Below are 26,611 nucleotides of genomic sequence, written 5' to 3' on the forward strand. Positions count from 1 at the left end.
TCGTTATGTCCACTATTCCTCCGACTTACTTCATAAACATACTCCAATAGGTGTTATAGGTGTATATTCTAGACATACCACACCGCCGGTTGGGGCCTCCGCGATCCGCGTTCGGCGGCGGCCGGCATCGTCGGCGTTATGTCGGTCCCCGTGAAATCGGTGCTATGGACCTCCTGGGACGCCTGTTCGCCGACGAGGCGGACGAGCCGCGGGTCGCGCTCTTCGTCGACGGCCCGAACGTCCTCCGCGACGAGTTCGACGTCGATCTCGACGACGTACGCGAGGCGGCTGCAGCCGTCGGGCAGCTGACGGCGATACGGCTCTATCTCGACGAGCACGCGACGCCGGGGCTCATCCAGGCGGCGGAAGCACGCGGCTTCGAGGTGATCGTCACGAGCGGCGACGTCGACGTCCGGCTCGCCGTCGACGTGACCCGCTTTGCCGTCGAAGACCGTGCGGACATCATCGCTATCGCCTCCCGCGACACCGATTTCAAGCCCGCGATCGAGACGGCGAACTCCTACGGCTGTCGGACCTTCGCGATCGCCCCCGGCGAGTTCGGCCGCTCGGACGCCCTGCGGAACGCCGCGACAGAGCGCGTCACACTCGAAGAGGAAGAGGAAGACGAAGACGAAGACGAGGACAGCCCGACCCTCGTCGGCTACGACGCGTAGGTGTCGGAGGCGACGTCGTTCGCGACACGCGCGACGACCGCGACGCGTCATCGTCCTGGCCGCCCATACCGACCTTTCCGCCACACCGTCCTTTCCGCCCAGCGACAAACGGGCGAATTTTTTGAGTGGCGAGCCGAGGGGCGCGTATGGAAGATCTCGGCACGCCGGTGCTCGACAACCACCTACATCTCGACCCGGTGCACGGCCGTGGCCTCGACGCCGTCCGCGACTTCGCGCGGCTCGGTGGAACCCACCTACTCGTCGTGAACAAACCCTCCTGGCTCCTCGGCGTCGAACCCGAGACGGGTGAGGATTTCCGCCCGGTCTTCGAGACGACAATGGACGTGGTCGAGGAAGCGACCGAGTTGTTGCCGGGCCGGGCGTGGCCCGTGCTCGGCGTCCATCCGGGTCTGGTCTCGAAGCTCGTCGACGACCGCGGGTTCTCGCCGGCGGACGCGAGCGCGTTGATGCAGGCGGGACTCGACTGCGCGGCGGAGTACGTCGCCGGGGGCGACGCGCTCGCGCTGAAGTCCGGGCGGCCGCACTACGACGTCTCTGACGCGGTGTGGGAGGCCTCGAACGAGGTAATGCGCCACGCGTTCTCGCTGGGCGCAGAACACGGCTGCGCCGTCCAGTTGCACACTGAGGCGACAGACGACCTGACCGAGGTGGCCGAGTGGGCCGAAGCGCGCGGGCTCTCAGCCCACAAGGTGGTGAAACACTACGCCGGTGGGACGCTCGCGGGCCCGACGCCGAGCGTGATGAGCAAGAAAGATCGCCTGGAAGTCGCGGCTGAATCGGGTGAGCCGTTCCTGATGGAGACGGATTTCGTCGACGATCCCGACCGTCCAGGGATGGTGCTCGGTCCGAAGACCGTGCCGCGTCGCGTGCGATGGCTCCTCGAATCGGGGTACGACGCGGCCGTCGAGCGCGCTCACGTCGAGACTCCCGCCGACGTCTACGGGATCGACACGTGTGCGGCGCTGTCACGCTAGTCGAGCGCTCGTCGGGACCCTCGACAAGAAAGGCATTTGAATCCCGGCGGAAATGGTGGAATATGACCGAGGCCGAGGAGACTTACTACACCGAAGAACGCTGGCAAAACTGGCTCTCGCGTGTCGAGGAAGAAGACCTCGACCCCGAAAACGAGGACTCCGCGCGATTGCTCTTGAATCTGCAGGACGACGCGGCCATCGCGGTCGCGAAGATCGTCTCTGCGTACGAGGACGGACGGCTCGAAGACGAGGAAGCGATCGAGGAACTCGAACGCGTCCGCACGATCGTCCTCTCCGAGCCCGAACTGGACATCGAAGACGAGGCCGCGCGCGAGGACAAAGTGATGCTCATCGACGGCGTACAGACGAGTCTCGTCTGCGTCTTCTACGCTGCGGAGGAGTACATCGTCGCCGGTGCGGCCGAAGAAGCGCCGCTGACGGAGTACGTCGAGGCCGCCGCCGCTGCAGAGCAGGACGACGATATGGACGCCGCGCTCGGCTACCTCGTGCAGGCCGGCACGCGGATCATCGAGGGCGACGAACTCGATATGGCCGTCGTCGAAGAGCTCGAGTACGGGCTCGTCTCCGAGTGGGTCAACGGACTGGACAGCCTCCAGAGCGCGATGAGCGATCCCGAAGTCGTCGAAGAAGAAGAAGACTGAGCGGCACGCGTCGTCGCGACGGCACTCGCGGTGGCCGGGAGTGACAATCACTCTACCATTCCCGTGACCGGGACGCGAGCGTCGGTCTCCGATGCGATCTCGGCCTCGATTCGTGCCGCTTTGCCGGCATATTTTTATCCACCAGTCGCCGATTCCGGGGTATGTCTCTCGGGGGCGACGACAGGGCCGTGACGGTACAGATCGGAGCGGTCCTGCTCCTGGGATTTCTCGTTATCTCACTCTCGTTGTATCAGGCGACTGTCGTTCCACAGGAGAACCGACAGATCGAGTTCCAGCACAACCAGCGCGTCCAGTCGGATCTGCAGGAAGTCCGAAATACGATCCTCGGTACGGCCGCGACGGGATCGTCAGCGCCGGCCAGCGTCGAACTCGGGACACAGTATCCCACGCGCGTCGTCGCCGTGAATCCCGCGCCACCGAGCGGGACGCTCTCGACGTCGTCGCTTGGCAATATCACGATCAGGAACGCGACGGCCGACGATCTGACCACCGATCGCACCGACAACCCTGAGACGGCGGACTTCTGGGACGGGACACCGCACAACTACACGACCAAGTCGCTGGTCTACCAGCCGAGCTACGCGAACTACGACGGTGCACCGACCACCGCCTACGAGAACGGCCTCGTCTACAACCGCTTCGGTGCGGGGGGCACGACGCTCCTGACGGATCAGTCGATCGTCTCGGGGAAGCGGATCTCACTCGTCGCGCTCGACGGGAGCCTCTCGCGCGGTGGGGCCAGCACGCTCACCGTCGACCCTCGCGCGGTGAGCGTCTCGACGCGTACGATCAGTATCTCGAACGAGACGGCCGATATTTCGATCGTCGTACCGACCGAACTAGGTGTCGATGAGTGGGAAGACGCAGTCGAACAGAGTAGCGAGTACGTCGAGGTCGACTCTCATCCGCGAGGCGTCGAGTTAGTCTTCGATCAGGGCGTCACGTACCAGCTCAAACTCTCGAAAGTCGGCGTCGGGACGAATGTCGAGGAGACCGACACCGCGTATCTGACGAGCGTCGAGGACCTCCCGGAGAGTCCGTTCGCAGGCCAGACGTACTCTTTCGAGGTGGAATCGAGGGACAAGTACAACAATCCGGTCAGAGACAACGTCGTGGCCGGGCCAGACATTCCCAATGGCGTCGTCCTCGAAACTGGACGCTACCGATATCAGTACACTGCGGGAACGGCGGGTCCGGACTGGGTGAACGTGACGTCGCGGTTTGCGGAGAATTCTCCATATGACGTGGACGACAGTCAGTTCGAGGCGCGACGAAACGAGAACGTGCAGTATGATATGGAAGTGCAGACTGGAGGAGGTGGCGGACCCGGTGTTGGTACTGATGGACCTCTTACACTCCGTGCCGGGAGCGGAGAGGTGTACGAACAGACGGGGATACAGTTCGTCGTCGACAATGGCGGATCGCAAGAGGCCGTTATTACGGAAATAGAGTTATCGACAGATAGTGCAGCTAAGGTTTACGAAGGTTCCAGCTCTCAGAACGGTGCTGAAGACCGAGAGACGTTCATTGACGTAGGTGACGACGGAGCCAATACAGAGAACCCGGAAGACGGCTACTACGAGTCTGGTGACAGTAACGAAAATAAAGATAGTTGGCAAATTGGTTCTCTCGGGACCCTGTCTGAAACTGCACGCATTCCGGGAGACGGAGTTGCTCGATTCTATATCTACGAATTTATTAGTGCAGGTCCAGGGGGGAGTGGCAGTCCCGTTGATATGGCAGGAAGCACAGTAACTGTGACTGTCACGTACACTGTTAGTGGAACCGAATACACCGAGTCGTTCGACGTGACGGCGTAGCTGACACACATTCATATGCACAAGACCACACCCAATCGCGCCCAAGCCGAATCCATCGGAACAGTTCTCTTAGTCGCGATTGTCGTCGTCAGCGCGACGACGTTCGGCGCGTACTACGTCGCCTCACGGACCGGCGGCTCGGCAGGTGATACAGCGGGGTCTGCGGGCGGCGCAGGCGGGACACCGGTGGACATCGTGATGACGGCGACTAATGAGTCTCTCACACTCTCGCACAACGGAGGACGATCACTCTCCACAGAGTCACTCCGCGTCAACGTCGGCAACGCTTCCGGGGAGTTCTCGTTCGCGTTCAACGACGGAGCGGTAATCGAAGGCGGCGACGATGGGAAATTCGAACCTGGGGAGAGTTGGCGGCTTGGATGGAATCAATCAAGCGGTACGGAGGTGACTGTCACGGTCAGAGACGGAGCAACCGGTACGCTGCTCGCAGAACGCATACTGACGATTTCTGAGCAGGATCCAGGAGCCGCCCGGGGAGAGGAGATTCCTGATGCAGATCCGCCGACGGAAGACGATGACGACGAGGAAGACGACGACGGTGACGAAGACGAAGACGCCGAGGTCCCTGACGAACCGTGGCTGGACATCGACGACGATGGAGCGTACGAGACTACTGACGGAGATGTGACCGTAGACCTCTCGTCTGGGACGGTTCCCGGGAGTTACTCCGAGACGGCGTCGTCGGCCACGCTTCGCGTTCCGAGCGGCGTAACGGTCGATACTGGGCGGAACGCGATCGATCTGAGTGCCGAGAACGTAAGCCTCTCCGGGACGCTACGAACGAAAGGTTCAGTCTCGCTCGACGTGCCCGGATACGTCGCTCTTCCTGAAGGCACAATCGACAATGCAGACGGATGGAACAGTGTCACGGTGAAATCAGGCGAGGGCCACGTCAGCGGACACAGTGCATCCGTTCAATCGAGGGGAAGCATCTCAATCTCTGGAGACCGCGGCGTGCAGTTGACGGAGTCCCTCGTCGACAACACCGCCAACTGGAATAGCATCAGTCTCAAGTCCGGCGAAGGAGAGACTAATCTCGCAGGGACAACTGTAACCTCGCGCGGAAGTATCACCGTCTCGGCACCAGGCCCGGTGCAACTACGCGGCGCACGGATCGATAATCTTCGAGGGTCGAATAGTATCACCGTCAAATCCGGGGAGAGTACCGTCACCGCCATCGGAGCGAGTGTCACCTCGAAGGGTTCTATCGTCGTCTCCGGGTCGCAGGGCATCCAGATGAGATCGGCTACGATCACTAACGCTGCTGGGAGCAATAGCATCACCCTCGTGTCCGACAGCGGGGCTGTCGACGCTCACAGCACTGAGATGAGTTCGAAAGGAAGTATCTCTGTCACCGGATCGACGGACGTAGGTCTTACCTCCGCATCGATTGACAACGCAGCGGGGTGGAACAGCGTCACTGTCTCGACAGATAGGGGTTCGGTGTCGGGCGATCGGATGACTATCAGGTCGAAAGGAAGCGTGACTGTCGAAAGTGAAGACGGGATTGCCGCTCGAAACGCAGAGATACTCACCCGGAGTTCGATAGAGATTACAGGATCGAGCGCCGTCAATGTCGGCCAATCGCTGATCACCAACGAGGTGGGAGACGGCAGCGTTACCGTGACCTCGGATAGCGAGTCCATTGACGCCGTGCACACCCGTCTTACTGCCGGTGGGAAAGTGTCCGTCACCGCGGAATCAGCAGTGCGACTGACGGAGGCAACGATCGACAATACAGCTGGGTGGAGCGGAGTGTACGTCACGTCCAAGAGCCGTCAGCTCGCGGGACGTGACCTATCAGTCAAAACAAGGGGAAGTCTCCGCCTCACTGGTGAGGAAAACGTGACCCTGACGAGCGCTGACCTGGATACCTCCGAGGGGTGGAATAACATCAAAGTGAACTCCGGAAAGCACCTTGCAATCGATGACGCCACGGCGGTCAGCAAAGAGGGAATCTCGATAACTGCGAGACACGGAATTGACGCCACAGCGTCAACACTCGACAACGCAGAGAGTTACGACAGCATCTCTCTCACAGTGAGCGACGCGGGCGACATACAGCTCGTCAAGGCGAAGATTCGGTCGCGTGGCCACGCGACAGCTGTGGTGCCTGCGGAATCAAGCGACGGCCCAGGAGAAGGTAAAGGACGTGGGAGGGGCCAAAGTCAGGGCCGCGGACAGGACGCCGGAAGTGACGGAAACGCCTACGTCGTCAATGTCACCGACGCCGTTATCCACGACACGGACGAGTATCTGGAAGTCTCTCCGAAAAGCGCGGTAGTCGGCGATCCGGAATCGGGCGCAGCCGGAGGTAGCTGAGACATATTCCTTCGACAAACGACGTACGGAGGCATCGACAAAACCATATGCGCAGCCTCGAAATGCGACCCTATGACTGCCGTCGGCATCGACGCCATCGAACTCTGGTCTGGGAAACTCCGCCTGGACCTCGCGGAAACGTTCGCGCCAGTGAAGGGCGAAGACCCTGGAAAGTACACGAAAGGCATCGGTATCGAGTATTCCTCGCTGCCCGATGTCTACGAGGACATCGTCACGATGGGCGCGAACGCGGCCAAGCAACTGATGGACCGCAAAGGCCTCACGCCCGAGGACATCGGTCGCATCGACGTCGCGACCGAGTCCGCCTTCGACAACTCGAAGCCCGTTTCGACGTACATCGCGGGCTGTCTTGAACAGGTGTACGACGGCGACTTCCACCACGCGAACAAGGGCGAGCGGAAGTTCGCCTGCCTGTCGGGCACGCAGTGTCTCGACGACGCGTACAACTGGATCCGCGCGGGGCGAAATCGCGGGCGCGCGGCGCTCGTGATCGCGACCGACACGGCGCTCTACGAGCGCGGCGACCCAGGTGAGGCGACCCAGGGTGCGGGTGCGGTCGCGATGCTCATCGACGAGGAGCCGGACATCGTCGCCCTCTCGACAGAGCAGGGGTACGGCAGCGCCGACGAGACCGACTTCCTGAAGCCGAATCAGCAGTTCCCGAGCGTCGACGGCAAGCGCTCGATCCAGGTGTATCTCGCGCGGATGCGCGAGGCCCTGGAGGACTACGAGTCCGTCGCCGGCGACACTCACCCCGAGGACTTCGTCTACTTCCCGTTCCACACGCCGTATCCGGGGATGGTCCGAAAAGCCGCGTTGCTCGGCTACCGGCACATCACGCGCGACACCGAGATCGAGGACGCCCTCGCCGACGACATCGGGATGCAGCCGCGCGAGGAGAACTACGAGACGCGCGAAGACTACGAGGAGGCGATCCGCGCGTATATGGACGAACTGAAAGGGACGCGTCAGTACCAAGAGTGGTACGAGCAGGCGATCGAGCCGACGATCCAGGTCTCCGGGCAGGTCGGCAACTGGTACACAGCCTCGGTGCATCTCGCTCGGCTCTCGGCCCTCCGCGCGGCCGCGTCCGAGGACGTCGACCTCGCGGGCGAGAAGATGCTCGTCGGCTCCTACGGCTCGGGCGCGCAGGCGGAGATCCACGCTGAAACCGTCCGCGACGGCTGGCGCGAGGGCGTCGAGGGTCTCGACGTCGACGCGCAACTGGCGGACCGCTACGATCTCTCCTTCGAGGAGTACGAACTCGTCCACGACGTCCACAACCACCAGAAGGAAGTCGAAGTCGAGGAGTTCACCCAACCAGAGGGCGAGTTCGTCTTCACCGGTTGGGGCCGGATGAACGAGCGGCGCTACGAGTACGTCGAATAGGTCGCTACGAGGAGCGCGGATCGGCGGCAGCGACTGTTCTTTCTCTCGCGGCGACCGCAGTCGAGTACCTACGGGAGTCGCCGCAGATCGTCAAGCATCTCGTCGAGATCCCGATTCGAGATCGCGAGCGAGAAGCCGTCGATCGTGGCGAGCGCGGGCGCGTGCTCCCAGAGGTCGTCCTCGGTAAGCCCGTGGAGGATGACGGCGTTCGGCGTCGGATTGACGACGCGCATCGCGACCAGCGGCGACTCCCCGCGGGTGACACCCGTGAACACCAGCGCGCGCGAGGTCGACTGGCCGTAGAGGCGGTAGAACTCCTCCGAGGAGAGACGCGTGATCGCTTCGATGCTGTTGATAACGGTGTGGCCGCTGATCCGGTCCTGATCGCCGCGGACGAGTTCGGTCGCGTCCATCGCGTCGTACAGCGTCTCCAGCGGAATGGACGTCGGATACTCCCGGAGGTCCTGGACGATGTCGCTCTCGAATCCCGCAGAGATGACGCGAGCGTACTGGCGGATGCGACCCCCGCCCCGAGATTCGTCGATATCGAGGAGCGCCTCGACCATCCGTCTGACGACGCCGATGCCGGGGCTCTCGCGGCGGCCACTCTCGTAGTCGGAGATGACCGACGAGGAGACGTCCAACTGTTCGGCGAGCGCCGTCTGTGAGACGTCGAAGTCCGTGCGCCACTTGCGAAGCGTCGCGCCCGGATCGTCACTCAACGTAATTTCGCCCGCGATTCGCCGCGCGAGATCCTCTCGAGGGACCGTCGTCACGGCTTCCAGCCCTCCGCGATCGACCGCTCACGATACATACTGCTGGGAACTGGGGGAGGCGGTCGCAAAAGCGTATCGAACGGGGGGTTCGACGAACGCCGAGAGTATAACCGCCGGGCGGGGCCGACAGGATCGCTGTCGCGGGGCGAGAAGCGGTGTAGCAACGCACGAACGTTCAAGTCTGGTCGGGCGTAGAGTACCGTCGTGCCATCGACGCTCGTCCACGTCGCGCTCGCACTCCTCATCGCCGCCGCGCTCCTCGGAGAGGAGTTCGACGGTCGGAGCGCACTCGTCGTCACCGCGGCGACCGTGCTCCCCGACCTCGACGTGGCGCTCGAACCGATCCTCTCGGGCGCACACCGCTCTGTCGGCCACACCCTGCTCTTCCCCGCGGCCCTGTTCGCCCTGCTGTGGTGGGACGCCCGACGCGGCGCCGACTCGATCGTCCGCCAGCGATACGGCAACCGCGGGCTCCGAGTCGCGTTCGTCGCGGTCGGCTGCCTCTTCGGAGCCGCGATCGTCCCCGACCTCGTCGTCGGGGGCGTGAACGCGTTCTATCCACTCCACGATACGTTCTACACGGTCGACGGGCGACTGTTCTACTCGACGGACCGCGGGTGGGTCCAGACGTTCGTCGATCTCTCACCACCCGAGACGGAATCACGGCGCACGACGGAGAACTTCGCGTTCCGGACGGTGTTGGACGTCGAACCGACACTCGGCGTCGAGACGGCGAGTGGCGACGGGAGCAGCGGCTCGGGACAGCCACAGCGCGTCGAGCGCATCTTCCCGGTGGCGATGACGGGCTTTCGCGCGTGGTTACTGCCCCTCTCGGCATTTGTGACCGCCGTCCGACTGTGGCAGACGCGGCGCGCTACCGGAGCGGGCGCGGACGCCGAGGAGTGATCGGACGGTCGAGCCTTCACTACCGGTTCGGCGGAGATGGCAGCGTTCTTGCGCTCCGGACGTCGAGTGAGACTGATGACCGAGCAGGCAACGTCGGCCGACGCCACGATCAGATCGTACGACACTGATACCGACCGCGACGCGCTCTGGGAACTGAAGCGCGGGTTCGAGCTCGGAATCGGCGCGGACACCGGTGGCGAGGAGAAGGGCGCGGTCTACGAGGAAAAACTGACGGCGGAGTACCGCGAGCGCTGGCTCGCGTGGGTCGACCGCTGCGTCGACGAGGACCCAGACAGCGTCCTCGTCGCCGTCGACGAAGCGGCAGCAGCGGAAAACAGTGAGAACGGCGACGGCGACGTCGTCGGCTACGCGTTCGTCCTCCCGGAGTCGCTGTCGTTCGTCTGGGACGCCGCGATCCTCAACGAGATCTTCGTCGCTCCCGACTACCGCGGAACGGGCGTCGCCGACGCGCTGATGAACGCCGCCGTCGAGAGCGCGCGTGCCCAGGACCTCCCGCTCGATCGGATGGTTCTCGACGTGGACCGCGAGAACGACAGAGCACAGGCATTCTACGAGCGATACGGCTTCGAGCACTGGGGCGAGATGGTCGCTCGCGATCTGTAACGCAGAGCGGCCGATAACTCATAGGGATTATCGTAAGTCCGCATAGATTTCTCGGCGGACAGTACGGCGAGAATCTCCGAACAGTTACGATAATCCCTATCAGATTCGGAGCCTCACGCGCGCCCGGGCGTGGCGAGCGCACCGAGCGCCCCGCCGAACGCGCCGAAGACGAGCGGGTAGACGAGTCCTGCGAGTAGAATAGCCGTGACTAGCGTCGGTCCGGCCGTGGCGTCGCCGACGTCGACGGCGAAGAGGAACGCGCCGACGACCGCGAGCGGGAGGTAGCCGAGGATGACCGATGCGCCGCCGACCGCGCCGGCCATCGGGGTCTCGGACCGGCTCAGGGCCGCCACGAGCGCTCCCGCGAGTGCGAGCGCGACCGGCGGGAGTACGAAGAGCGCCGCGGAGAACGTGTCGCCGCGCCCGACGAGGTTCACGGCCGTCGATCCGAACAGCCCGGGGATCTCGCTGGTGACGAAGTGTGCGTTGTAGAACACCCAGCCGACCAGTTTCCACGTTCCGGGGTCGCCCGTGGCGATCTCTAGAACCCGGGCCGCAAGCGAGTTCGAGATCTGCTGGCCGGTCACTGCGTACGTGAGCGCGTACGAAACGAGATACGCGAGGACGCCGCCCAGCGCGGCGATACCGAGCGTTCGACCGTCCGGGGCGTAGCCTCGCCGCGACGTCGGTGTCGACTCGGATCGTGCCATCGGTTCCACGTGAGAGTACTCCTATAGGTGTCTTGTGGTCGAGTGAGACGCCGACGAAGTCGCCGTCGGCAAGCACCCGGTTACTCGATTCCGGTCGCCGGTTTCTCGCGGCGGCCGGTGATCTCTTCGGGGCGCAACCGGTAGAGCGTGTACTCCAGCTCCCGAGGCGGTTCCTCGTAGATGGTAAAGAACGGGATGTCGATCGAGCGGATCGCCTCGACGACCGTCCCGTCGATACTCGCTTCGGGGATCTCCACCAGCGGCCCGCGGACGACGACGGACTCCCAGCCGCTGCTGCCCTCGGCGGTGACGACGAGCGCGGCTCGATCGGAGCCGGCGAGGTACTCGCGTTTCTCGGAGTCGGTTCCGAACCCGAGGCGGAGATACACCTCGCCGGCGTTGGCGTCGTACCCGTAGGAGACAGGAATCGCGTATGGGTCGTCGTCGCTGGCGAGCGCGAGCACGCCGACGCCGCCCGTCCCGAGCAGTTCGTCGATCGCTTCGCGGTCAAGCACGACAGCGCTCTCGTCTGCGGACATACGTGATAATAGGTGCCACGGGACCATAAACTGTCGCTCGGTTATAACAAAAGGGAGCCGTTCGGGAGCCGACTCCGACAGCGCGCGATCTGCGCGGTGCCACCCCGCAACCACTAAACGGGCCTCGCTCCTTCCACCGGTAATGACGGACTGGACCGAACGGTACCGCCCGACGACGTTGTCGGAGGTCCGCGGCAACAACAAGGCCCGCGACGCCCTGAAAGAGTGGGCCGACACGTGGGACGACCACCGCGAGCCGGTCGTCCTCCACGGCGCGCCCGGCGTCGGGAAGACCTCCGCCGCCCACGCCTTAGCGAACGATATGGGCTGGGAGGTCGTCGAACTCAACGCCTCCGACGAGCGGACGGCAGACGCCATCGAGCGGTTCGCCGGACGGGCCTCGCGGAACGCGACGCTCGCTGGGTCGGTCGGCGGCGACAGCGGCGGCCGCCAGCTGGTGATAATGGACGAGGCCGACAACATCCACTACCAGTACGACCGCGGCGGCAAGCAGGCCGTCACGCGCCTGCTCAAGGAGGCCAACCAGCCGATCGTCCTCATCGCCAACGAGTACTACGATATGTCGAACGGGCTGCGGAACGCCGCCCAGGAGATCGAGTTCCGCGACGTCTCGGCGCGCTCGATCGTCCCGGTGCTCCGAGACACCCTGCGGAAGGAAGACATCGAGTTCGAGGAGGAGGCGCTCGAACGGATCGCCGAGGCCAACAGCGGCGACCTCCGCGCGGCGGTGAAGGACCTGCAGGCGACCGCCGACGGGAAACCCCGGGTCACGCTCGAAGACGTGACCACCGGTTCGCGAAACCGCGCGGTCGGCCTGTTCGAGTTCCTCGACGCCGTGCTGAAAGAAAAGCCCGCTCAGGAGGCGCTACAGACCGCCTACGACGTGGACGAGACCCCCGAAGACCTTCTCAAATGGGTCGAAGACAAGGTCCCGCTCGTCTACGAGGGCGAAGAACTCGCCCGCGCCTACGAGTTCCTCGCGAACGCCGACGTCTGGACGAGCCGGGTCTACGCGACCGACTACGACTACAGTTGGTGGCGCTACGCGACCGACAACCTCGCCGGGGGTGTCGCGGCCGCACGCGACCACACCCGCGGCGGCTGGACGCGCTACGGCGGCGCGCCCTATCGGTCGACGCGGGACGCGACCCGCGACGAGGTCGTCCGCTCGATCGCCGAATCCGGCGGCTTCTCGATGTCGACCGCTCGGCTCGACGTTCTGCCCTTCCTCGCGGCGATGACGCACCACTGCAAGCCCCGAGAGCTGACCGTGGCGATGGCCGCCTGGTACGACCTCGACGAGGCGGCCGTCTCCTACATCACGGGGAGCGGCGAGACGACGAACAAGGTGCAGTCGATCGTCGAAGACGCTGCCGACCTCCGAACTGACGAACTCGAAGCACACGCGGGTGGGGCGTTCGCCGACGACGACCGAGGGGCTGGCGACGCCGAGGCCGACGACGGGAGCGCCGGTGCGGACGCGAGCGACGGCGGGGGCGACGACTCCCAGCAGACGCTCGGCGCGGAGGTGCTGGACCGCGACGAAACCGAGACCGACGACGGGGGTGACGGGGCCGACGCGGCGGACGACGACGGCCAGGCCGGACTCTCGGACTTTATGTGAGTTCGGAGGTGCCGATCCACGTCGCCGCCGCATCGAGTATCGGGCCGCCGAACGCGGTGAGTGGAGCGAGGAGTGCACCGACGACCACGGCGGCCAGGCTTCCGGTGAGGAGCAATCCGACGAGCGCGCCGACGACGCCGCCGAGCGCGTAGCTAGCCGTCGCACACCGCAGGCCACGTTCTCGCGAGGTGTCACGGAACAGTACCGTCACCAGCGCACCGAGCGCGATCGGGAGTCCCTCGACGATGGCTGCAACGAGGAGCCCACCGAGGAGAACGCCGACCGTAAATCGGGCGAGGCCGACGGTCGCACCGATCGGCGCGTCCTGGATTCCGACCGGCGAGCCAGCGGCGAGTGCGCCGACACCGACCAGGATCGCGATGGCGTGGACACCGACGAGCGTCCAGGTGAGACGTCGTCCGAGCACCGTCGCGACGAGGAGGCTCAGGCCAGCCAGAAGCGGCAGGACGACGAACGTCGCAGCCGCAGCGAGGAGGAGGACGAATCCGGGGCCGGGGACGTTGGTCACGGGCGGCGCTACGGAGAGCGCCGGTAAGTGCTTTCCCGCAGTTCGTCGCAGAAAGAGACGACGGCAGTCCCGATCAGAGTAGTTTCGAGAGGAACTGCTCGCCCCGCTCGGTTCGCGGGTTCTCGAAGAACGAATTCGGCTCGCCGGTTTCGACGACTCGCCCCTCGTCCATCAGGACGATTCTGTCGCCGACCTCACGGGCGAAGCCCATCTCGTGGGTGACGACCATCATCGTCATCCCGTCGTCTGCGAGCCCGCGCATCACTTCCAGCACTTCCCCGACGAGTTCGGGGTCGAGCGCGCTCGTCACTTCGTCGAAGAGCATCACTTTGGGGTCCATCGCGAGCGCCCGCGCAATCGCGACGCGCTGCTGTTGGCCGCCCGAGAGCTGATTCGGGTAGGAGGCCCCCTGTTCGAGGAGGCCGACGTCTTCGAGCAGCTCTTCGGCGCGAGTGCGAGCGGTCTCCTCGTCGATACCGCGGACCTTCCGCGGCGCGAGCGTGATGTTCTCAAGTGCCGTCTTGTGCGGGAAGAGGTTGAACGACTGAAACACCATCCCGATGCGCTGTCGAAGCCGGTTGATGTCCGCGTCGGGGTCGGAGATCGACCGCCCGTCGAGGCGGATCTCACCAGCCTGGATCTCTTCGAGGCGGTTCGCACAGCGCAACAGCGTCGACTTGCCGGACCCCGAGGGGCCGACGACGACGCACACTTCGCCGTCCTCGATGTCGAGAGAGACCTCCTTGAGGACGTGCGTCTCGCCGAAGTACTTGTCCACGTGGTCGAACTCCAGGAGGGCGTGGTCCGCAGTCATTGGGACTCACCGCCCCAGTCCGAACGGGCTTCGAGGTACTCGACGAGGCGACCCATCGGAATCGTGATCGACAGGTACGCGATCGCGACCAACACGAGCGGCGTCCACGGGTCGAACGTGGCGCTGTTGACGTCGCGGAACTGTTGGATGAGTTCGGGAATCGCGATGACCGTCAAAAGCGAGGTGTCCTTCACCAGGATGATCTGGTCGTTGCCGACCGCCGCCAGTGCGTTGCGCCACGCCTGTGGAATGACGACTTCGCGCATCGCCTGCACGTATCCCATCCCAAGCGAACGCGCGGCCTCCATCTGTCCGTCGGGCACCGCGCCGATCCCGCCGCGGACCGCCTCGCCGACGTACGCCGCGTGATTCAGCGTCAGCGAGATGATCGCCGTCGGAAGCCCCCAGTTCGAGATCGGGAACGTCCCCGGCCACAGCGTCGGGACGCCGAAGTAGACGACGAAGATCTGAAACAGCAGCGGCGTCCCGCGGAAGAACTGGACGTAGGCGGCGGAGAGCCCGCTCGTGATCCGCGTCTTCGAGACGCGCGCGAGACCGACGAAGATCCCGGACGTCACAGAGAGCACGCTCCCCGTGACGACGATGCCGAGCACCAGCCCGTAGGCTCTGATGAACTGCGGGAGGATCGTCGGGACTAGCCCGTAGTCGACTTGGACGGACAGGATGTACAGAACGAGTAAGACGACGCCCAGCGCGAACAGACTCGACAGTCCGACACCGAGATACTTCAGCGTCTGATCGTCGAAAAACCCGTCCGCGGTGGCGTTGGCTTCGGCCGGCGCGCCCGAGTATGAATCTGCCATAGTTGGGACGAAATACAGATCTGTCGAGGGTTATCCCGAGAAGTACTCCGAGTAGATCTCGTCGTACGTGCCGTTGTCCCTGATCGTCGCGAGCGCCTCGTTGACGCGCTCGCGGAACTCGTCGTCGTCCTGACGGAACGCGATACCGTAGTTCTCGACGGTGAGCGTCAGGTACGGCGGTGCTTCCTGTCCGCTCTCGGCGGCCGCACCTTCGCCTTCGAGGAACACCACGTCGTCGCGTTCGTTCGCGAACTCGGCGTTCACGGTGTTGTCGTTGATGATGGCGTTGACCTGGCCGTTGATCAGGGCCTGGAACGCGCCGGAGATCTGGTCGTACTTCTTGAGGTCGAGGTCGCCGTCGAATTCCTCTTTCAGCTGTTCGGCGGCGTTGGCACCCGTCGTGCCCTTCTGGACGCCGATCGGCTGTCCCTGAAGATCCGCCTTCGAGGAGATCGAACCGCCCTCACGAACGATGACCGTCTGGTAGGCGGTGAAGTACGGATCCGAGAAGTCGACTTCCTGCGCCCGCTGGTCGTTGATCGTCATCGCGGACATGATGATCCGGAAGTTGTTGTTGTTGAGCGAGGGGATGATCGAGTCGAAGCTCGTCGGCTTGAACTCGTAGTCGATCCCGAGCTGGTCTTCGAAGACCGCCGCCGCGATGTCGACGTCGAAGCCCGTCAGTTCCCCCGAGGTCGTCTCGTACTCGAAGGGACGGTACGGGATGTCCGAGCCGATGACGACCTTCGAGGGGACGGCCGATTCCGTCGTCGTCGCCTCGGTTTCACCCGATTCCGTCGTCGACGACCCGCTGTCGCCGGAAGTCGTTTCAGTCGCCTCTCCACCAGACCCGCCGCCGGTACACCCGGCGAACAGCCCGCCGGCGATGACGCCGACACCAGTCTTCACGTAGGTCCGTCTGTCCATAACACCGTTGAGTTATAGAGAGGAATATAACAACGTGTCGTTTCGGTATACGTCCGTTCACCCAACTAACGGCTTTTCGACCGCTCGTGGGACAAAATTCGATCCGGCGGCGGCGTCGTGCGATTAGTCCGAGGCCCCTCGCCGTGGGGCGATTGGAGAGGCGTAGTCGGCGCAGTCGGCCGCTTCAATGAATCGGCGTCGCGCCGGATCGATCGAGTTGAGGCCGCGTCGCGGGTCAGTCGCTCCCGGGAACGCCGCGCGAGCCCGCCGAGTCGGCGCCGCGTCGAACCGTGTACCACGCGACGGCGACGAGCCCGAGCGCGGCGAGGCTGCCGGCGATCGAGACGTACTGGAGCGTCCCACCGTACACCAGCCGACCGACGACGAGCAACGAGACGACGACGAGCGCGGCCGCGCCGGCGAGTCGGCGAACGCGACGTGACGCTCGGGCCGCGTCCGTGCCGGCCGTCGGCGACGACCACACGGCCGTGGCGAGGAGCGCGGCGTAGGTACCGAGCCCGAGGAGGTAGTAGGCGGCCTGTACGGGCGGGCCGAACGTGACGAAGACGTGCGGCGTCAGTGCGAGGAGGACCGGAAGCAAGAGTCCAGCCGTGGTGAGCGACTTCCGCATCCGATCGTAGCTCGCGCCCGCGGAGCCGTACGTCCACGCCGCCGCCAGTGCGACGCCGGTGAAGATGATCGACGCCGTGCTGAAGTGCGCCAGCAGGATCGCCCACTGGTAGGTCTTCACCGTGAGCGCGCCGAGGATGATCTGGGAGGGAAGCAGAATCGTCGCACCGGCGAGCGCGAGACGAACGCGTCGGTCAGCGCCCTCACGCCAGGCCAGGATCGTCGTCCCGAGGACGAGGAAGCCGGTGATCATCGCGACGAGTCGGTGGAACCACTCGATGAAGCTACTCCAGTTCGCCGGGAACAGTCCGAGGAATCCGTCACACAGCGGCCAGCGGCCGGCGCAGGTCAGCCCCGCGCCCGCCGCCGCAGTGTACACGCCGAGCACCATCAGAATGCCCGTGAGCGCGGCTGAGATGCCGACGAGCCGACGGAGACGTGTGTCCATATCCACGGCTCGGGACCGGAGATACTTGAATCGCTCTCTCGGCGGGCGAGACCCTCGGCCGGCCGTCGATGACGAACGATGTGACACCGAGGCCGCGACGGTTTCGACACGTTTCAAGTCGCAGCGGCGGTACCCGGAGGTATGACCGACGAGACACCGCCGACTGCGGCTCCGGACGACGACGCAGACCGGGACCGAACGCAGGAACACCTCGATCACCGCCGCGAGCGACTGACCGAGTTTCTCGACAGCGAGGGACTCGATGCGATCTGGTTCGGTCAGCCGAGCTCCTTCGCGTGGCTGACGACGGGCAGCAACGTCGTCGACCGCGACGCCGACGTGGGCGTCGCCGCTGCCGGCTACACCCGCGACGACGGCTTCGTCGCCGTCACCAACAACATCGAAGCCGAACGGCTCGCCGACGAGGAACTGCCGGAGCCGTTCGATATCACGTCCGTCCCGTGGTACGAGTCCTCGCTGGCGTCGGCCGTCGCAGACGCGACCGCGGGCGCGGGCGCCGCCGACTTCGACGTCCCTGGATTCGACGAACTCGACGCGAGTCGGCTCCGCCGCCCGCTCTCTGCGACGGACGTCGAGCGGTACCGAGCGCTCGGCCGCGACGTCGCTGACGCGCTCGAACGCGTCGCGCGCGAACTCCAGTCCGGCGACACGGAACACGAGGCCGCCGCGGGGCTCCGCATCTCGCTCGCGACGCTGGGGATCGAAGCGCCCGTGACGCTCGTCGGCGGCAGCGAGCGCGCGCAGACGTACCGCCACTTCACGCCAACCGGTGCGCAGCTCGGCGACTACGCGCTCGTCTCCGTGTCGGCCGAGCGCGGCGGGCTCTACGCCAGCGCGACCCGGACGGTCGCGTTCGACAGCGCACCGGCGTGGCTCGCGAGCCGTCACGAGACGGCGATGCGCGTCGAGGCGTCGGCACTCGACGCGACGCAGCGCGCAGTCGGGGGCAGTGAGAGCAGCGGCACAGCCGGCGACGTCTTCGACGCCATCGCGGGCGCGTACGACACACTCGGTGAACCCGACGAGTGGCGAAACCACCACCAGGGCGGCGCTACCGGCTTCGACACGCGTGAGTGGATCGCAGCACCCGAGAGCGACGAGCCGATCGAGGCACCGCTCGCGTACGCGTACAACCCGACGGTCCGCGGCGCGAAGTCAGAAGACACCGTGCTCGTCACCGAAGACGGGGTCGAAGTCCTGACGAGCACCGGCGAGTGGCCCACCCGCTCTGTAACGTCGGCCATCGACGGGTCGGCGTTCACCATCGAGCGGCACGACGTCCGCACGCTCTGACGCCGGGCTGGGGACACTCTCCGGGGTAGCACGCCGGCCGTCGTAGCGAGTGACCAATCCGTACGTCGTCTGTCGAATGACGCTTCGACAGATAGCTTTTTTTGTGCAGCTATCCTCGCCGCCGCTATGGGACTTGACGACGACGCGAGAGAGTATCACCGCGAGGAGCCGCCTGGGAAGATCGAGATCTCGACGACGAAGCCGACGAACACCCAGCGTGACCTCTCGCTGGCGTACTCGCCGGGCGTCGCGGCCCCGTGCCGCGACATCGACGCGGACCCGACGCGCGCCTACGAGTACACCGCGAAGGGGAACCTCGTCGGCGTCGTCTCGAACGGCAGCGCCGTCCTCGGCCTCGGCGACATCGGCGCGCAAGCGTCCAAGCCCGTGATGGAGGGGAAGGGCGTCCTGTTCAAGCGCTTCGCCGACATCGACGTGTTCGACATCGAACTCGACCTCGACGATCCCGACGCGATCGTCGACACCGTTCGGGCGATGGAGCCGACGTTCGGCGGCATCAACCTCGAAGACATCAAAGCCCCCGAGTGCTTCGAGATCGAGTCGCAACTGCGCGAGGAGACGGACATTCCGATCTTCCACGACGACCAGCACGGGACGGCGATCATCTCGGGCGCGGCCCTCCTGAACGCGTCCGACGTCGTCGACAAAGCACTCGAAGACCTGAACGTAGTCTTCTCCGGCGCGGGCGCGTCCGCGCTCGCGACGGCTCGCTTCTACACCTCCCTCGGCGTGCAGCGAGAGAACATCGTGATGTGTGACTCCTCGGGCGTCATCGGGACCGACCGCGAGGGGCTCAACGAGTACAAAGCCGAGTTCGCCTCCGACACCGACGACGACACGCTCGAAGAGGCGATGGCTGGCGCGGACGTGTTCGTCGGCCTCTCGGTCGGCGGCATCGTCTCGCAGGAGATGGTCGCCTCGATGGCGGACGATCCGATCGTCTTCGCGATGGCGAACCCCGACCCCGAGATCAAATACGAGGACGCGAAGGCCGCCCGCGACGACACCGTGATTATGGCGACCGGGCGCTCGGACTACCCGAATCAGGTGAACAACGTCCTCGGATTCCCGTTCATCTTCCGCGGCGCACTCGACGTCCGCGCGACGGAGATCAACGAGGAGATGAAGCGCGCGGCGGCGAAGGCCCTCGCAGAACTCGCCCGACAGGACGTGCCGGACGCCGTCGTGAAGGCCTACGGCGACCAGCCGCTCCAGTTCGGCCCCGACTACGTCATCCCGAAGCCGCTCGACCCCCGCGTCCTCTTCGAGGTCGCGCCCGCGATCGCGAAAGCGGCGATGGACTCCGGCTGTGCTCGGAGCGAGGTCGACCTCGAAGCCTACGAGGAGCGCCTGGAGGCGCGCCTCGGCAAGTCTCGCGAGATGATGCGCGTCGTCCTCAACAAGGCGAAGTCCGACCCCAAGCGGGTCGCGCTCGCGGAGGGCGGCGACGAGAAGATCATCCGCGCGGCCTACCAGATGCAAGAGCAGGGGATCGCCCAGCCGATCCTCGTCGGCAACGCCGAGGAGATCGCAGAGACCGCCGCCGACCTCGGCCTCGAATTCCAGCCCGAGATCCTCGACCCGCGCAGCGGCGACTGGGACCACTACGCCGACCGCCTGTACGAACTCCGTCAGCGCGAGGGCGTCACGGAGAACGAGGCGCACGAGCTGATCCGCAGGGACAGCAACTACTTCGCCAGCGTGATGGTCGAACAGGGCGACGCCGACGCGATGCTGACGGGGCTGACTCACCACTACCCCTCGGCGCTCCGCCCGCCGCTGCAGATCATCGGTACCGCGCCGGACGCAGACTACGCGGCCGGCGTGTATATGCTGACGTTCAAGAACCGCGTCATCTTCGCGGCCGACACGACGGTCAACTTCGACCCCGACTCGGACGTGCTCGCGGAGATCACGAAGCACACCGGCGAACTCGCCCGGCGGTTCAACGTCGAACCGCGCGCGGCGATGCTGTCGTACTCGAACTTCGGCAGCGTCGAGAACGCGAGCACCCGGAAGATCCGCGACGCCGTCTCGATGCTCCACGACGACGCCGACATCGACTTCCCCGTCGACGGTGAGATGCAGGCCGACACCGCCGTCGTCGAGGACATTCTGGAAGGAACCTACGACTTCTCTCAGCTCGACGAGCCCGCGAACGTCCTCGTGTTCCCCAACCTCGAATCCGGGAACATCGGCTACAAGCTCCTCCAGCGCCTCGGCGGCGCGGAAGCCATCGGGCCGATGCTCGTCGGGATGGACAAGCCGGTGCACGTCCTGCAGCGCGGCGACGAAGTGAAAGACATCGTCAACCTCGCCGGCGTCGCCGTCGTCGACGCACAGGAGTAATCGCGCCACTGCGGGCGCGTTCGTACGCCGATCAGTCGCTCGCGCGATTCTCGAACCGCGACGGCGGCGGGAACTGCGGGTCGTTCCCGTCGCGGACGTCGTCGGCGAGGCCCGTCTCCCGCGTTCCGGTGTCGATCGGGTCGGGGAGGACACAGCGGTCGGCGCGCCGGTTCACGTGCGCGTAGTCCTGCGGCGCGTTCGCGAGCGGGTGTGCGGGATTCTCTCGGCCGTCGATTCGCGCCGCTCGGAGTTCGTCGAAGCCGGCGATGCGGGCGCGGATGCCGCGCCAGTGGGACTCGCTGCCCGGCGGGATCCGCTCGACGCCGTGCGGCCGCCACTCGGTGTCGCCGCCGGCTCCGGCCAGCACTTCGCTGTTGACTGCGGCCGCGAGGTCGTCGTGGTCGACGAGGACGCCGACGCGGGCGTTCCCGGGCGTCCTGGCCGCGAGCACGTCGAGACCCAGATGGAGCGCGCGATATTCGGCGACGTTGTTGTTCGGCGCAGTGTCGGGCAGGGAGACCCGCGCGACGCGGGTCCCGTCCCGGGTCTCGATCACGGCACCGAGGCCGCCGCCGGCACCGTCGCGGCGATAGGACCCGTCGGTCGCGACGTAGAAGTGTCGATGGTGGGTGCGCGGCGGATGCGCGATGTGTGGCGTCGGCGAGTCGTCAAACAGGTCACGGAGCGTCGGACGGCCGTGAGCGGCCATACCCCTGCTAGCCAACGCGGATTCTTAAATATATCCTCGATAACGGTGCGAGCGTATATAAAGCAGACCCGAACAGGTGGGTGCAGTCCATCGAGAGTCCGCTACCGGCCGAGACACGAACGTTCGGTCCGACCCAGGCCAAACGCTTAGACGGCGACCGGCCAATACTCCCGTATGGCTCAGATCCAGACGCTGACCGCTCGCGATCTGATGACGACCGACGTGGAGACGGTGTCCGTCGACGACGACGTGAGCGAGGTGCTCAGCCGGCTCGCCCGCGCGGACTTCAACGGCTACCCCGTCGTCGACGAGGACGGCTCGCTCGCGGGGATCGTCACCCAGCACGACCTCGTCGGGTTGTTCCAGACGCAGGACCGGACGCTGTGGATCCCCGTCGGCTTTCCGCCGTTTCTGGAGACGCTCACCTACGCGGTCGACGTCTCCTGGGACGACCTCGATCTCGGCATCGACCTCCTGCGGAACACGAACAAGCCGATCAGCGGGGTGATGACGTCGGACGTCGTGACCGTCGGACCCGACACGTCGATCGACAAGATTCTGGACCTGCTGGCCGACGACGAGCGCGACATCAACCGGCTGCCGGTGCTCGACGACGGCGAACTCGTCGGGATCGTCGCCCGCCAGGACGTGATCCGCGCGATTCGGGACGAGCGACGTGCCACTGAGGCGGGAGCCGAAGCCGGCGAGTCGGGCACGGAGTGAACGCCGGGAGAGCGAAACGTTGAGGGCGGCCGCCACCGCACCTTCGCTGTGACCCGGTATCGAAACCTCCTCTTATTCGTCCTCCTCGCGGCGGCGTGGGGCTCCGCGTTTATGGCGATCAAGGCGGGACTGGAGTTCATCCCGCCGGTGCTCTTCGCAGCGCTCCGGTACGACGTCGCCGGCCTGTTAATGCTCGCGTACGCGTTCTACGCGACCGACCAACTCATCCCACAGACGCGCGGCCAGTGGGCCCTCGTCGGCATCGGCGCGACGCTTCTCATCGCGGGCTATCACACGCTGCTTTTCATCGGCGAGACCGACCCGGCCGTCACCTCGGCGGCAGCGGCGGTCATCGTGAGTCTCAGTCCCGTGTTGACCACGGGGTTCGCGCGCGTGTTCCTCCCAGAGGAGCGGCTCACGACTGTCGGCATCGTGGGGCTCTTGCTCGGCCTCGTCGGCGTCGCAATCCTCTCGAACCCCGATCCGAACAACCTCCTCACCGGGGGTGCGGTCGCGAAACTGCTCATCTTCGGCGCGGCCGCGGCGTTCGCACTCGGGTCGGTTTTGACTTCCCGCATCGACGCCTCGCTGCCGATCGAGACGATGGAAGCGTGGTCGATGGTCGGCGGCGCGCTGATAATGCACGGCGTCAGCGTCGGTATCGGCGAGTCGTTCGCCGACGTCGTGTGGACCGTCGAATCGATCGCGGCGCTCGCGTACCTCTCGATCGTCGCGAGCGCGCTCGGCTTTCTGGTCTACTTCGATCTCTTGGAGCGCCTCGGAGCAATCGAGATCAACCTCGTCTCCTACGTCGCTCCGGTGTTCGCCGCGCTCGCCGGCTGGGCCGTCCTCGACGAGGTCCCGACGACCTACACCGTCGTCGGCTTTCTCGTGATCTTCGTCGGCTTTCTCCTCCTCAAGCGGCGGGCGATCCGCGCGGAGTTGCCGCGGCTCAGACGGCTGGTCCGCTCGTAGCGTTCGCGACCCACACAGAAGAAGTCCGCTCGCTTCGGGTTACAGTTCGACGTCTTCGGTGTGGAACGCGCCCTCGTCGACTTCGGGGTCGTACTCCTCGACCGCGGTGAGGACCATCTCCAGCGTCGCCGTGGGACTCCAGCGGGCCGTGTTGATCGAGAGGTCGTAGAAGGACTGATCCGACACGTCGATGTCGTAGTAGGATTTGTACCGTCCGGCCTCGCTGACCTCGCGAACCCGCATTTCGGCTTCCATCTCCTCGCGGTCCCGCGTGCGCTCGACGCGCACCTCCTCGGGGGCGTCGAGCCAGATCCGGAGGTCGGCGCGGTTGCCGGCGAGCCAGCCGGCGAGCCGCGATTCGAGGATGAACGGCTTGCTCGACGCCCCCCACTTCTCGGCGATCGTTCGGAGGCGACGGTCCAGCGCGCGGTCGATCTCGTCGGTCTCGTCGGTCTTCGCGATGAGTTGTGAGAGCGACAGGTCCCGCTCGTCGGCGAGGTCGCGGAAGATGTCGCCGCCGGAGACGTAGCCGCAGTCGAGCGCCGACGACAGCCCCTCACAGAGAGTCGTCGCGCCACAGCCCGGCGGTCCCGAAACCGTGATGAAGAGGTTGCTGTCGACCGACCGCGCCGTCGGGACGTCGTCGTCTGTCATAGACGTTCGGGACTTACCGCCTGAGCACAAAAATCCGCGGGACTGAAGGGCGCTTCGCCGTTCGAGAGCACGTCACGAGGCGGTCCTCACCACGGGCATCGTACACACGGAGGGGGTGAGACTCACCGTGCTACCATCGCCGACGGTCGACCAAGTGTGGGGACGGCTGCTTGCACTGTCGGAACGCCATCGAAGGATTAGATCGCCGTATAAATCGTCTCGGACGCTTTCAGTCTGCAATAAAACGTATTAGCCGGCGGCTTCTCGCGTGAACGAATATGAAGTGACGGGAACGCTCTGGCGGCTATATGACCCCTGCTACCGTAGTAGTGATCGAGGTGTCCCCGTAAATGTCGAACTCCCACCGCCCGTTTGGTTCCGAGCGGATCGGTCGCATCCGTGAGGTGATCGAGTCGCCGCCGGCCTCCCTCCAGGCCCCGATCAAGTTTCTCGCTGCGCCGGTCCGGTTCGTGTCTTTCTGGGCCGCCGTTGCCCTCCCGTTTCTGTATCTGCCCCTTCTCGCCGGCGGCCTCGAAGGGAGCGAACCGAACGCGTTCGTCGCCCTCCTCGCCGTGAACGCTGTCGCGCTCGTCGTGGGACACAGCTACCACACCGACAGCGACGCCCGGTGACGGAAGACAGGTAGTGGAGGCCGTCCTCGCCGTCCATCTGGCTCGCCCGCTCTGGACTGCCGAGAGCGATTCGCAACGACTCGCAGCAGAACCGTCAAACGTTACGGCACGGCGCGCGTGGATTCGATATGACCGAGACACACGACTCGTCGGAATCAGATCAGTCCGACGATTCGGCGGCGTACGTCGCAGAGCTGCGAGCAAATCGCGAGGAGAAAGACGAGTTCTTCGGCTCGCATCCGCAGTCGCCCATTCCCCCGGAGCACCGCGATTCGTTCGACGGGCTGGCGTACTTCGATCCCGCGCCGGATCTCCGCGTCGAGGCGACGGTCACCGCTCACGACGACCCCGAGCCGGTGCCGATGGAGACGACCGCCGGTAACGAAGTGCGGTACGTTCGCGTCGTCACCTTCGCGTTCGAACTCGTCGGAGAGACCCACGAGGTCCACGGCTACAAACAGCGTCCGGACGACGACGAAGAGCCGATATTCGTCCCGTTCCGCGACAAGACGACCGGACAGGAGACCTACCGCGGCGGGCGGTACATCGAACTGCACCCCGAGGGCGACCTCGCCGACGACGAGACGGTCGTGCTCGATTTCAATCTCGCGTACACCCCCTTTTGCGCGTTCAGCGAGACGTTCGAGTGTCCGCTCCCACCCGAGGAGAACTGGCTGGAGACGGCGATCCGAGCGGGCGAGCGCGACTGGTCGCCGTCCGAGTGAGCGGGTAGTCACGGTCCCGCACTATCGTGAGTCTGCGGCGCTCGAAACTCGCGGGCGACGAGGGGGCGAAAGGTGTTTGGTGCGCACGGACGACCCACAGGTATGGACCCGCGAATCCGCGAACACGCAGGGATCGTCGCCGACCACTCGGCCGACATCGAGGCCGGCGACCGCGTCGTGATCAGCGCGCCGGCCGCCGCAGAGGACCTCGTGGTCGCACTCCACGAGGAGTGCGCCGACAGAGGGGCCCATCCCGTCTCGCTGAACAGCGACTCGCGTGCGACGCGGGCGTTCCTCCGCAACCACGACGGCGACTTCGAGACGCCGGAGCACCTGCTCGCGATGTACGAGGAGATGGACGTCTACATCGCCGTCCGCGGCGACGTCAACGCCACCGAGACGGCCGACGTCGCCCCAGAGCGCAACGCCGCCTACCGGCGCGCGATGAAGCCGGTCCTCCAAGAGCGGCTCTCGAAGACGTGGTGTCTCACGCAGTATCCCACGTCCGGGAACGCCCAGCTCGCGGGGATGAGCACCGAAGCCTACGAGGGATTCGTCTGGGACGCCGTCAGCCTCGACTGGGAGGCCCAACGCGAGCACCAGGCGCAGATGGTCGAGATCCTCGACGAGGCCGACGAGATCCGGATCAAGTCGGGCGAGGAGACCGACGTGACGATGCGCCTCGCGGGCAACAAGACGCTCAACGACTTCGGCGAGAAGAACCTCCCCGGTGGGGAAGTGTTCACCGCGCCAGTGCGGGACTCCGTCGAAGGCGAGGTGTACTTCGATATGCCGCTCTATCGCCAGGGTCGTGAGATCGAAGACGTCCGCGTCCGGTTCGAGGACGGCCGCGTCGAATCCTACAGCGCCGGTCGGAACGAGGACGTGTTAGACGGGATCTTCGAGACCGACGAGGGGGCGCGCTACCTCGGCGAACTCGGGATCGGGATGAACCGCGCGATCGACCATTTCACCTACAATATGCTGTTCGACGAGAAGATGGGCGATACGGTCCATATGGCCGTCGGCTCGGCGTACCCCGAGACCGTCGGGGAGGAGAACGAGCGCAACGAGAGCGCCGAGCACGTCGATATGATCGTCGATATGAGCGAGGATTCGGTCATCGAGGTCGACGGCGAGGTCGTCCAGCGCAACGGGACGTTCGTCTTCGAAGACGGCTTCGACGAAGCGTAAGATCCGGCTCTCTCGCCA

At 65.2% G+C, this 26,611-nt stretch carries 26 protein-coding genes; 16 read left to right on the top strand and 10 right to left on the bottom strand.

Annotated features, from left to right (window positions below; all coding sequences use genetic code 11):
- The first annotated feature begins 164 nt into the window (after nucleotides 1-164).
- From NO347_RS07880 to hmgB, 6 genes are all read left to right on the top strand, one after another.
- On the top strand, nucleotides 165-674 hold the full coding sequence (locus NO347_RS07880) for an NYN domain-containing protein (protein WP_256289075.1): 510 nt from the start codon (nucleotides 165-167) through the stop codon (nucleotides 672-674).
- A gap of 146 nt (nucleotides 675-820) precedes the next feature.
- Entirely contained in the window at nucleotides 821-1,669 is an 849-nt protein-coding gene (locus NO347_RS07885) for a TatD family hydrolase (protein ID WP_256289076.1), read from the top strand.
- A gap of 62 nt (nucleotides 1,670-1,731) precedes the next feature.
- Nucleotides 1,732-2,331 carry a DUF2150 family protein gene (locus NO347_RS07890; protein WP_256289077.1) on the top strand — a complete coding sequence of 200 codons (600 nt, stop codon included), beginning with the start codon at nucleotides 1,732-1,734 and terminating at the stop codon, nucleotides 2,329-2,331.
- 161 nt (nucleotides 2,332-2,492) lie between these two features.
- The gene (locus tag NO347_RS07895) at nucleotides 2,493-4,172 is read left to right on the top strand and encodes a hypothetical protein (RefSeq protein ID WP_256289078.1); all 1,680 of its coding nucleotides are present in this window, start codon (nucleotides 2,493-2,495) and stop codon (nucleotides 4,170-4,172) included.
- Between the two features lie 15 nt (nucleotides 4,173-4,187).
- Nucleotides 4,188-6,515: an archaellin/type IV pilin N-terminal domain-containing protein gene (locus tag NO347_RS07900; protein WP_256289080.1), complete on the top strand. Its 2,328-nt coding sequence runs from the start codon at nucleotides 4,188-4,190 to the stop codon at nucleotides 6,513-6,515.
- Nucleotides 6,516-6,587: 72 nt separating this feature from the next.
- Nucleotides 6,588-7,925: a hydroxymethylglutaryl-CoA synthase gene (hmgB, locus tag NO347_RS07905; RefSeq protein ID WP_256289081.1), complete on the top strand. Its 1,338-nt coding sequence runs from the start codon at nucleotides 6,588-6,590 to the stop codon at nucleotides 7,923-7,925.
- A gap of 68 nt (nucleotides 7,926-7,993) precedes the next feature.
- On the opposite strand, the gene NO347_RS07910 is transcribed toward hmgB, so the two are convergent.
- Nucleotides 7,994-8,701, bottom strand: a complete 708-nt coding sequence (locus tag NO347_RS07910; protein ID WP_121569834.1) for a helix-turn-helix domain-containing protein — start codon at nucleotides 8,699-8,701, stop codon at nucleotides 7,994-7,996.
- A gap of 204 nt (nucleotides 8,702-8,905) precedes the next feature.
- Here NO347_RS07910 and NO347_RS07915 point away from each other — a divergent pair, with 204 nt between their 5' ends.
- Complete coding sequence (locus NO347_RS07915) at nucleotides 8,906-9,607, top strand: metal-dependent hydrolase (protein WP_256289082.1); 702 nt, start codon at nucleotides 8,906-8,908, stop codon at nucleotides 9,605-9,607.
- A 75-nt stretch (nucleotides 9,608-9,682) separates the two neighbouring features.
- A complete protein-coding gene (locus NO347_RS07920; RefSeq protein ID WP_256289083.1) occupies nucleotides 9,683-10,231 on the top strand; it encodes a GNAT family N-acetyltransferase in 549 nt (182 codons plus the stop codon).
- A gap of 113 nt (nucleotides 10,232-10,344) precedes the next feature.
- On the opposite strand, the gene NO347_RS07925 is transcribed toward NO347_RS07920, so the two are convergent.
- A complete protein-coding gene (locus NO347_RS07925; protein WP_256289084.1) occupies nucleotides 10,345-10,941 on the bottom strand; it encodes a DUF7978 family protein in 597 nt (198 codons plus the stop codon).
- A gap of 80 nt (nucleotides 10,942-11,021) precedes the next feature.
- On the bottom strand, nucleotides 11,022-11,480 hold the full coding sequence (locus tag NO347_RS07930; protein WP_256289085.1) for a pyridoxamine 5'-phosphate oxidase family protein: 459 nt from the start codon (nucleotides 11,478-11,480) through the stop codon (nucleotides 11,022-11,024).
- A 142-nt stretch (nucleotides 11,481-11,622) separates the two neighbouring features.
- Here NO347_RS07930 and NO347_RS07935 point away from each other — a divergent pair, with 142 nt between their 5' ends.
- Entirely contained in the window at nucleotides 11,623-13,125 is a 1,503-nt protein-coding gene (locus NO347_RS07935) for a replication factor C large subunit (protein ID WP_256289086.1), read from the top strand.
- Here the strand turns inward: NO347_RS07935 and NO347_RS07940 are convergent.
- The 5 genes from NO347_RS07940 to NO347_RS07960 all read right to left on the bottom strand — a co-directional run bounded on the left by NO347_RS07940 (nucleotide 13,118) and on the right by NO347_RS07960 (nucleotide 17,297).
- A complete protein-coding gene (locus tag NO347_RS07940; RefSeq protein WP_256289087.1) occupies nucleotides 13,118-13,654 on the bottom strand; it encodes a hypothetical protein in 537 nt (178 codons plus the stop codon). The genes NO347_RS07935 and NO347_RS07940 overlap by 8 nt on opposite strands.
- Before the next feature lie 73 nt (nucleotides 13,655-13,727).
- The gene (locus NO347_RS07945; RefSeq protein ID WP_256289088.1) at nucleotides 13,728-14,468 is read right to left on the bottom strand and encodes an amino acid ABC transporter ATP-binding protein; all 741 of its coding nucleotides are present in this window, start codon (nucleotides 14,466-14,468) and stop codon (nucleotides 13,728-13,730) included.
- Nucleotides 14,465-15,292: an amino acid ABC transporter permease gene (locus NO347_RS07950; protein ID WP_256289089.1), complete on the bottom strand. Its 828-nt coding sequence runs from the start codon at nucleotides 15,290-15,292 to the stop codon at nucleotides 14,465-14,467. Before NO347_RS07950 ends, NO347_RS07945 begins: the two co-directional genes overlap by 4 nt.
- A 30-nt stretch (nucleotides 15,293-15,322) precedes the next feature.
- Entirely contained in the window at nucleotides 15,323-16,219 is an 897-nt protein-coding gene (locus NO347_RS07955; RefSeq protein ID WP_256289090.1) for a basic amino acid ABC transporter substrate-binding protein, read from the bottom strand.
- Nucleotides 16,220-16,454: 235 nt separating this feature from the next.
- Nucleotides 16,455-17,297, bottom strand: coding sequence for a COX15/CtaA family protein (locus NO347_RS07960; RefSeq protein WP_256289091.1), 843 nt, complete (start codon nucleotides 17,295-17,297; stop codon nucleotides 16,455-16,457).
- 141 nt (nucleotides 17,298-17,438) lie between these two features.
- Here NO347_RS07960 and NO347_RS07965 point away from each other — a divergent pair, with 141 nt between their 5' ends.
- Nucleotides 17,439-18,611: a M24 family metallopeptidase gene (locus tag NO347_RS07965; RefSeq protein WP_256289092.1), complete on the top strand. Its 1,173-nt coding sequence runs from the start codon at nucleotides 17,439-17,441 to the stop codon at nucleotides 18,609-18,611.
- Nucleotides 18,612-18,737: 126 nt separating this feature from the next.
- Entirely contained in the window at nucleotides 18,738-20,981 is a 2,244-nt protein-coding gene (locus tag NO347_RS07970; protein WP_256289094.1) for an NADP-dependent malic enzyme, read from the top strand.
- Nucleotides 20,982-21,012: 31 nt separating this feature from the next.
- Here the strand turns inward: NO347_RS07970 and NO347_RS07975 are convergent, their stop codons facing one another.
- A complete protein-coding gene (locus NO347_RS07975; protein ID WP_256289095.1) occupies nucleotides 21,013-21,690 on the bottom strand; it encodes a reverse transcriptase-like protein in 678 nt (225 codons plus the stop codon).
- Between the two features lie 174 nt (nucleotides 21,691-21,864).
- Here NO347_RS07975 and NO347_RS07980 point away from each other — a divergent pair, with 174 nt between their 5' ends.
- Both NO347_RS07980 and NO347_RS07985 read left to right on the top strand, forming a co-directional pair.
- The gene (locus NO347_RS07980; protein ID WP_256289096.1) at nucleotides 21,865-22,413 is read left to right on the top strand and encodes a CBS domain-containing protein; all 549 of its coding nucleotides are present in this window, start codon (nucleotides 21,865-21,867) and stop codon (nucleotides 22,411-22,413) included.
- Between the two features lie 48 nt (nucleotides 22,414-22,461).
- Complete coding sequence (locus tag NO347_RS07985; RefSeq protein WP_256289097.1) at nucleotides 22,462-23,388, top strand: DMT family transporter; 927 nt, start codon at nucleotides 22,462-22,464, stop codon at nucleotides 23,386-23,388.
- Nucleotides 23,389-23,427: 39 nt separating this feature from the next.
- Here NO347_RS07985 and cmk read toward each other — a convergent pair whose 3' ends face one another.
- Nucleotides 23,428-24,042 carry a (d)CMP kinase gene (cmk, locus tag NO347_RS07990; protein WP_256289098.1) on the bottom strand — a complete coding sequence of 205 codons (615 nt, stop codon included), beginning with the start codon at nucleotides 24,040-24,042 and terminating at the stop codon, nucleotides 23,428-23,430.
- A gap of 350 nt (nucleotides 24,043-24,392) precedes the next feature.
- Here cmk and NO347_RS07995 point away from each other — a divergent pair, with 350 nt between their 5' ends.
- From NO347_RS07995 to NO347_RS08005, 3 genes are all read left to right on the top strand, one after another.
- The gene (locus NO347_RS07995; protein WP_121569849.1) at nucleotides 24,393-24,674 is read left to right on the top strand and encodes a DUF8028 family protein; all 282 of its coding nucleotides are present in this window, start codon (nucleotides 24,393-24,395) and stop codon (nucleotides 24,672-24,674) included.
- Nucleotides 24,675-24,802: 128 nt separating this feature from the next.
- Nucleotides 24,803-25,399: a DUF1684 domain-containing protein gene (locus tag NO347_RS08000; RefSeq protein ID WP_256289099.1), complete on the top strand. Its 597-nt coding sequence runs from the start codon at nucleotides 24,803-24,805 to the stop codon at nucleotides 25,397-25,399.
- 102 nt (nucleotides 25,400-25,501) lie between these two features.
- On the top strand, nucleotides 25,502-26,593 hold the full coding sequence (locus NO347_RS08005; RefSeq protein ID WP_256289100.1) for an aminopeptidase: 1,092 nt from the start codon (nucleotides 25,502-25,504) through the stop codon (nucleotides 26,591-26,593).
- Nucleotides 26,594-26,611: the final 18 nt, after the last annotated feature.

It is taken from the genome of Halobellus inordinatus (assembly GCF_024464655.1).
GTDB classification, from domain to species: domain Archaea; phylum Halobacteriota; class Halobacteria; order Halobacteriales; family Haloferacaceae; genus Haloquadratum; species Haloquadratum inordinatus.

Coding starts and splice junctions, on each gene's coding strand:
- NO347_RS07880 (WP_256289075.1), top strand. CDS start 165: ATGGACCTCCTGGGACGCCTGTTCGCCGACGAGGCGGACGAGCCGCGG.
- NO347_RS07885 (WP_256289076.1), top strand. CDS start 821: ATGGAAGATCTCGGCACGCCGGTGCTCGACAACCACCTACATCTCGAC.
- NO347_RS07890 (WP_256289077.1), top strand. CDS start 1,732: ATGACCGAGGCCGAGGAGACTTACTACACCGAAGAACGCTGGCAAAAC.
- NO347_RS07895 (WP_256289078.1), top strand. CDS start 2,493: ATGTCTCTCGGGGGCGACGACAGGGCCGTGACGGTACAGATCGGAGCG.
- NO347_RS07900 (WP_256289080.1), top strand. CDS start 4,188: ATGCACAAGACCACACCCAATCGCGCCCAAGCCGAATCCATCGGAACA.
- hmgB (WP_256289081.1), top strand. CDS start 6,588: ATGACTGCCGTCGGCATCGACGCCATCGAACTCTGGTCTGGGAAACTC.
- NO347_RS07920 (WP_256289083.1), top strand. CDS start 9,683: ATGACCGAGCAGGCAACGTCGGCCGACGCCACGATCAGATCGTACGAC.
- NO347_RS07925 (WP_256289084.1), bottom strand. CDS start 10,941: ATGGCACGATCCGAGTCGACACCGACGTCGCGGCGAGGCTACGCCCCG.
- NO347_RS07930 (WP_256289085.1), bottom strand. CDS start 11,480: ATGTCCGCAGACGAGAGCGCTGTCGTGCTTGACCGCGAAGCGATCGAC.
- NO347_RS07935 (WP_256289086.1), top strand. CDS start 11,623: ATGACGGACTGGACCGAACGGTACCGCCCGACGACGTTGTCGGAGGTC.
- NO347_RS07945 (WP_256289088.1), bottom strand. CDS start 14,468: ATGACTGCGGACCACGCCCTCCTGGAGTTCGACCACGTGGACAAGTAC.
- NO347_RS07950 (WP_256289089.1), bottom strand. CDS start 15,292: ATGGCAGATTCATACTCGGGCGCGCCGGCCGAAGCCAACGCCACCGCG.
- NO347_RS07955 (WP_256289090.1), bottom strand. CDS start 16,219: ATGGACAGACGGACCTACGTGAAGACTGGTGTCGGCGTCATCGCCGGC.
- NO347_RS07960 (WP_256289091.1), bottom strand. CDS start 17,297: ATGGACACACGTCTCCGTCGGCTCGTCGGCATCTCAGCCGCGCTCACG.
- NO347_RS07965 (WP_256289092.1), top strand. CDS start 17,439: ATGACCGACGAGACACCGCCGACTGCGGCTCCGGACGACGACGCAGAC.
- NO347_RS07970 (WP_256289094.1), top strand. CDS start 18,738: ATGGGACTTGACGACGACGCGAGAGAGTATCACCGCGAGGAGCCGCCT.
- NO347_RS07975 (WP_256289095.1), bottom strand. CDS start 21,690: ATGGCCGCTCACGGCCGTCCGACGCTCCGTGACCTGTTTGACGACTCG.
- NO347_RS07980 (WP_256289096.1), top strand. CDS start 21,865: ATGGCTCAGATCCAGACGCTGACCGCTCGCGATCTGATGACGACCGAC.
- cmk (WP_256289098.1), bottom strand. CDS start 24,042: ATGACAGACGACGACGTCCCGACGGCGCGGTCGGTCGACAGCAACCTC.
- NO347_RS07995 (WP_121569849.1), top strand. CDS start 24,393: ATGTCGAACTCCCACCGCCCGTTTGGTTCCGAGCGGATCGGTCGCATC.
- NO347_RS08000 (WP_256289099.1), top strand. CDS start 24,803: ATGACCGAGACACACGACTCGTCGGAATCAGATCAGTCCGACGATTCG.
- NO347_RS08005 (WP_256289100.1), top strand. CDS start 25,502: ATGGACCCGCGAATCCGCGAACACGCAGGGATCGTCGCCGACCACTCG.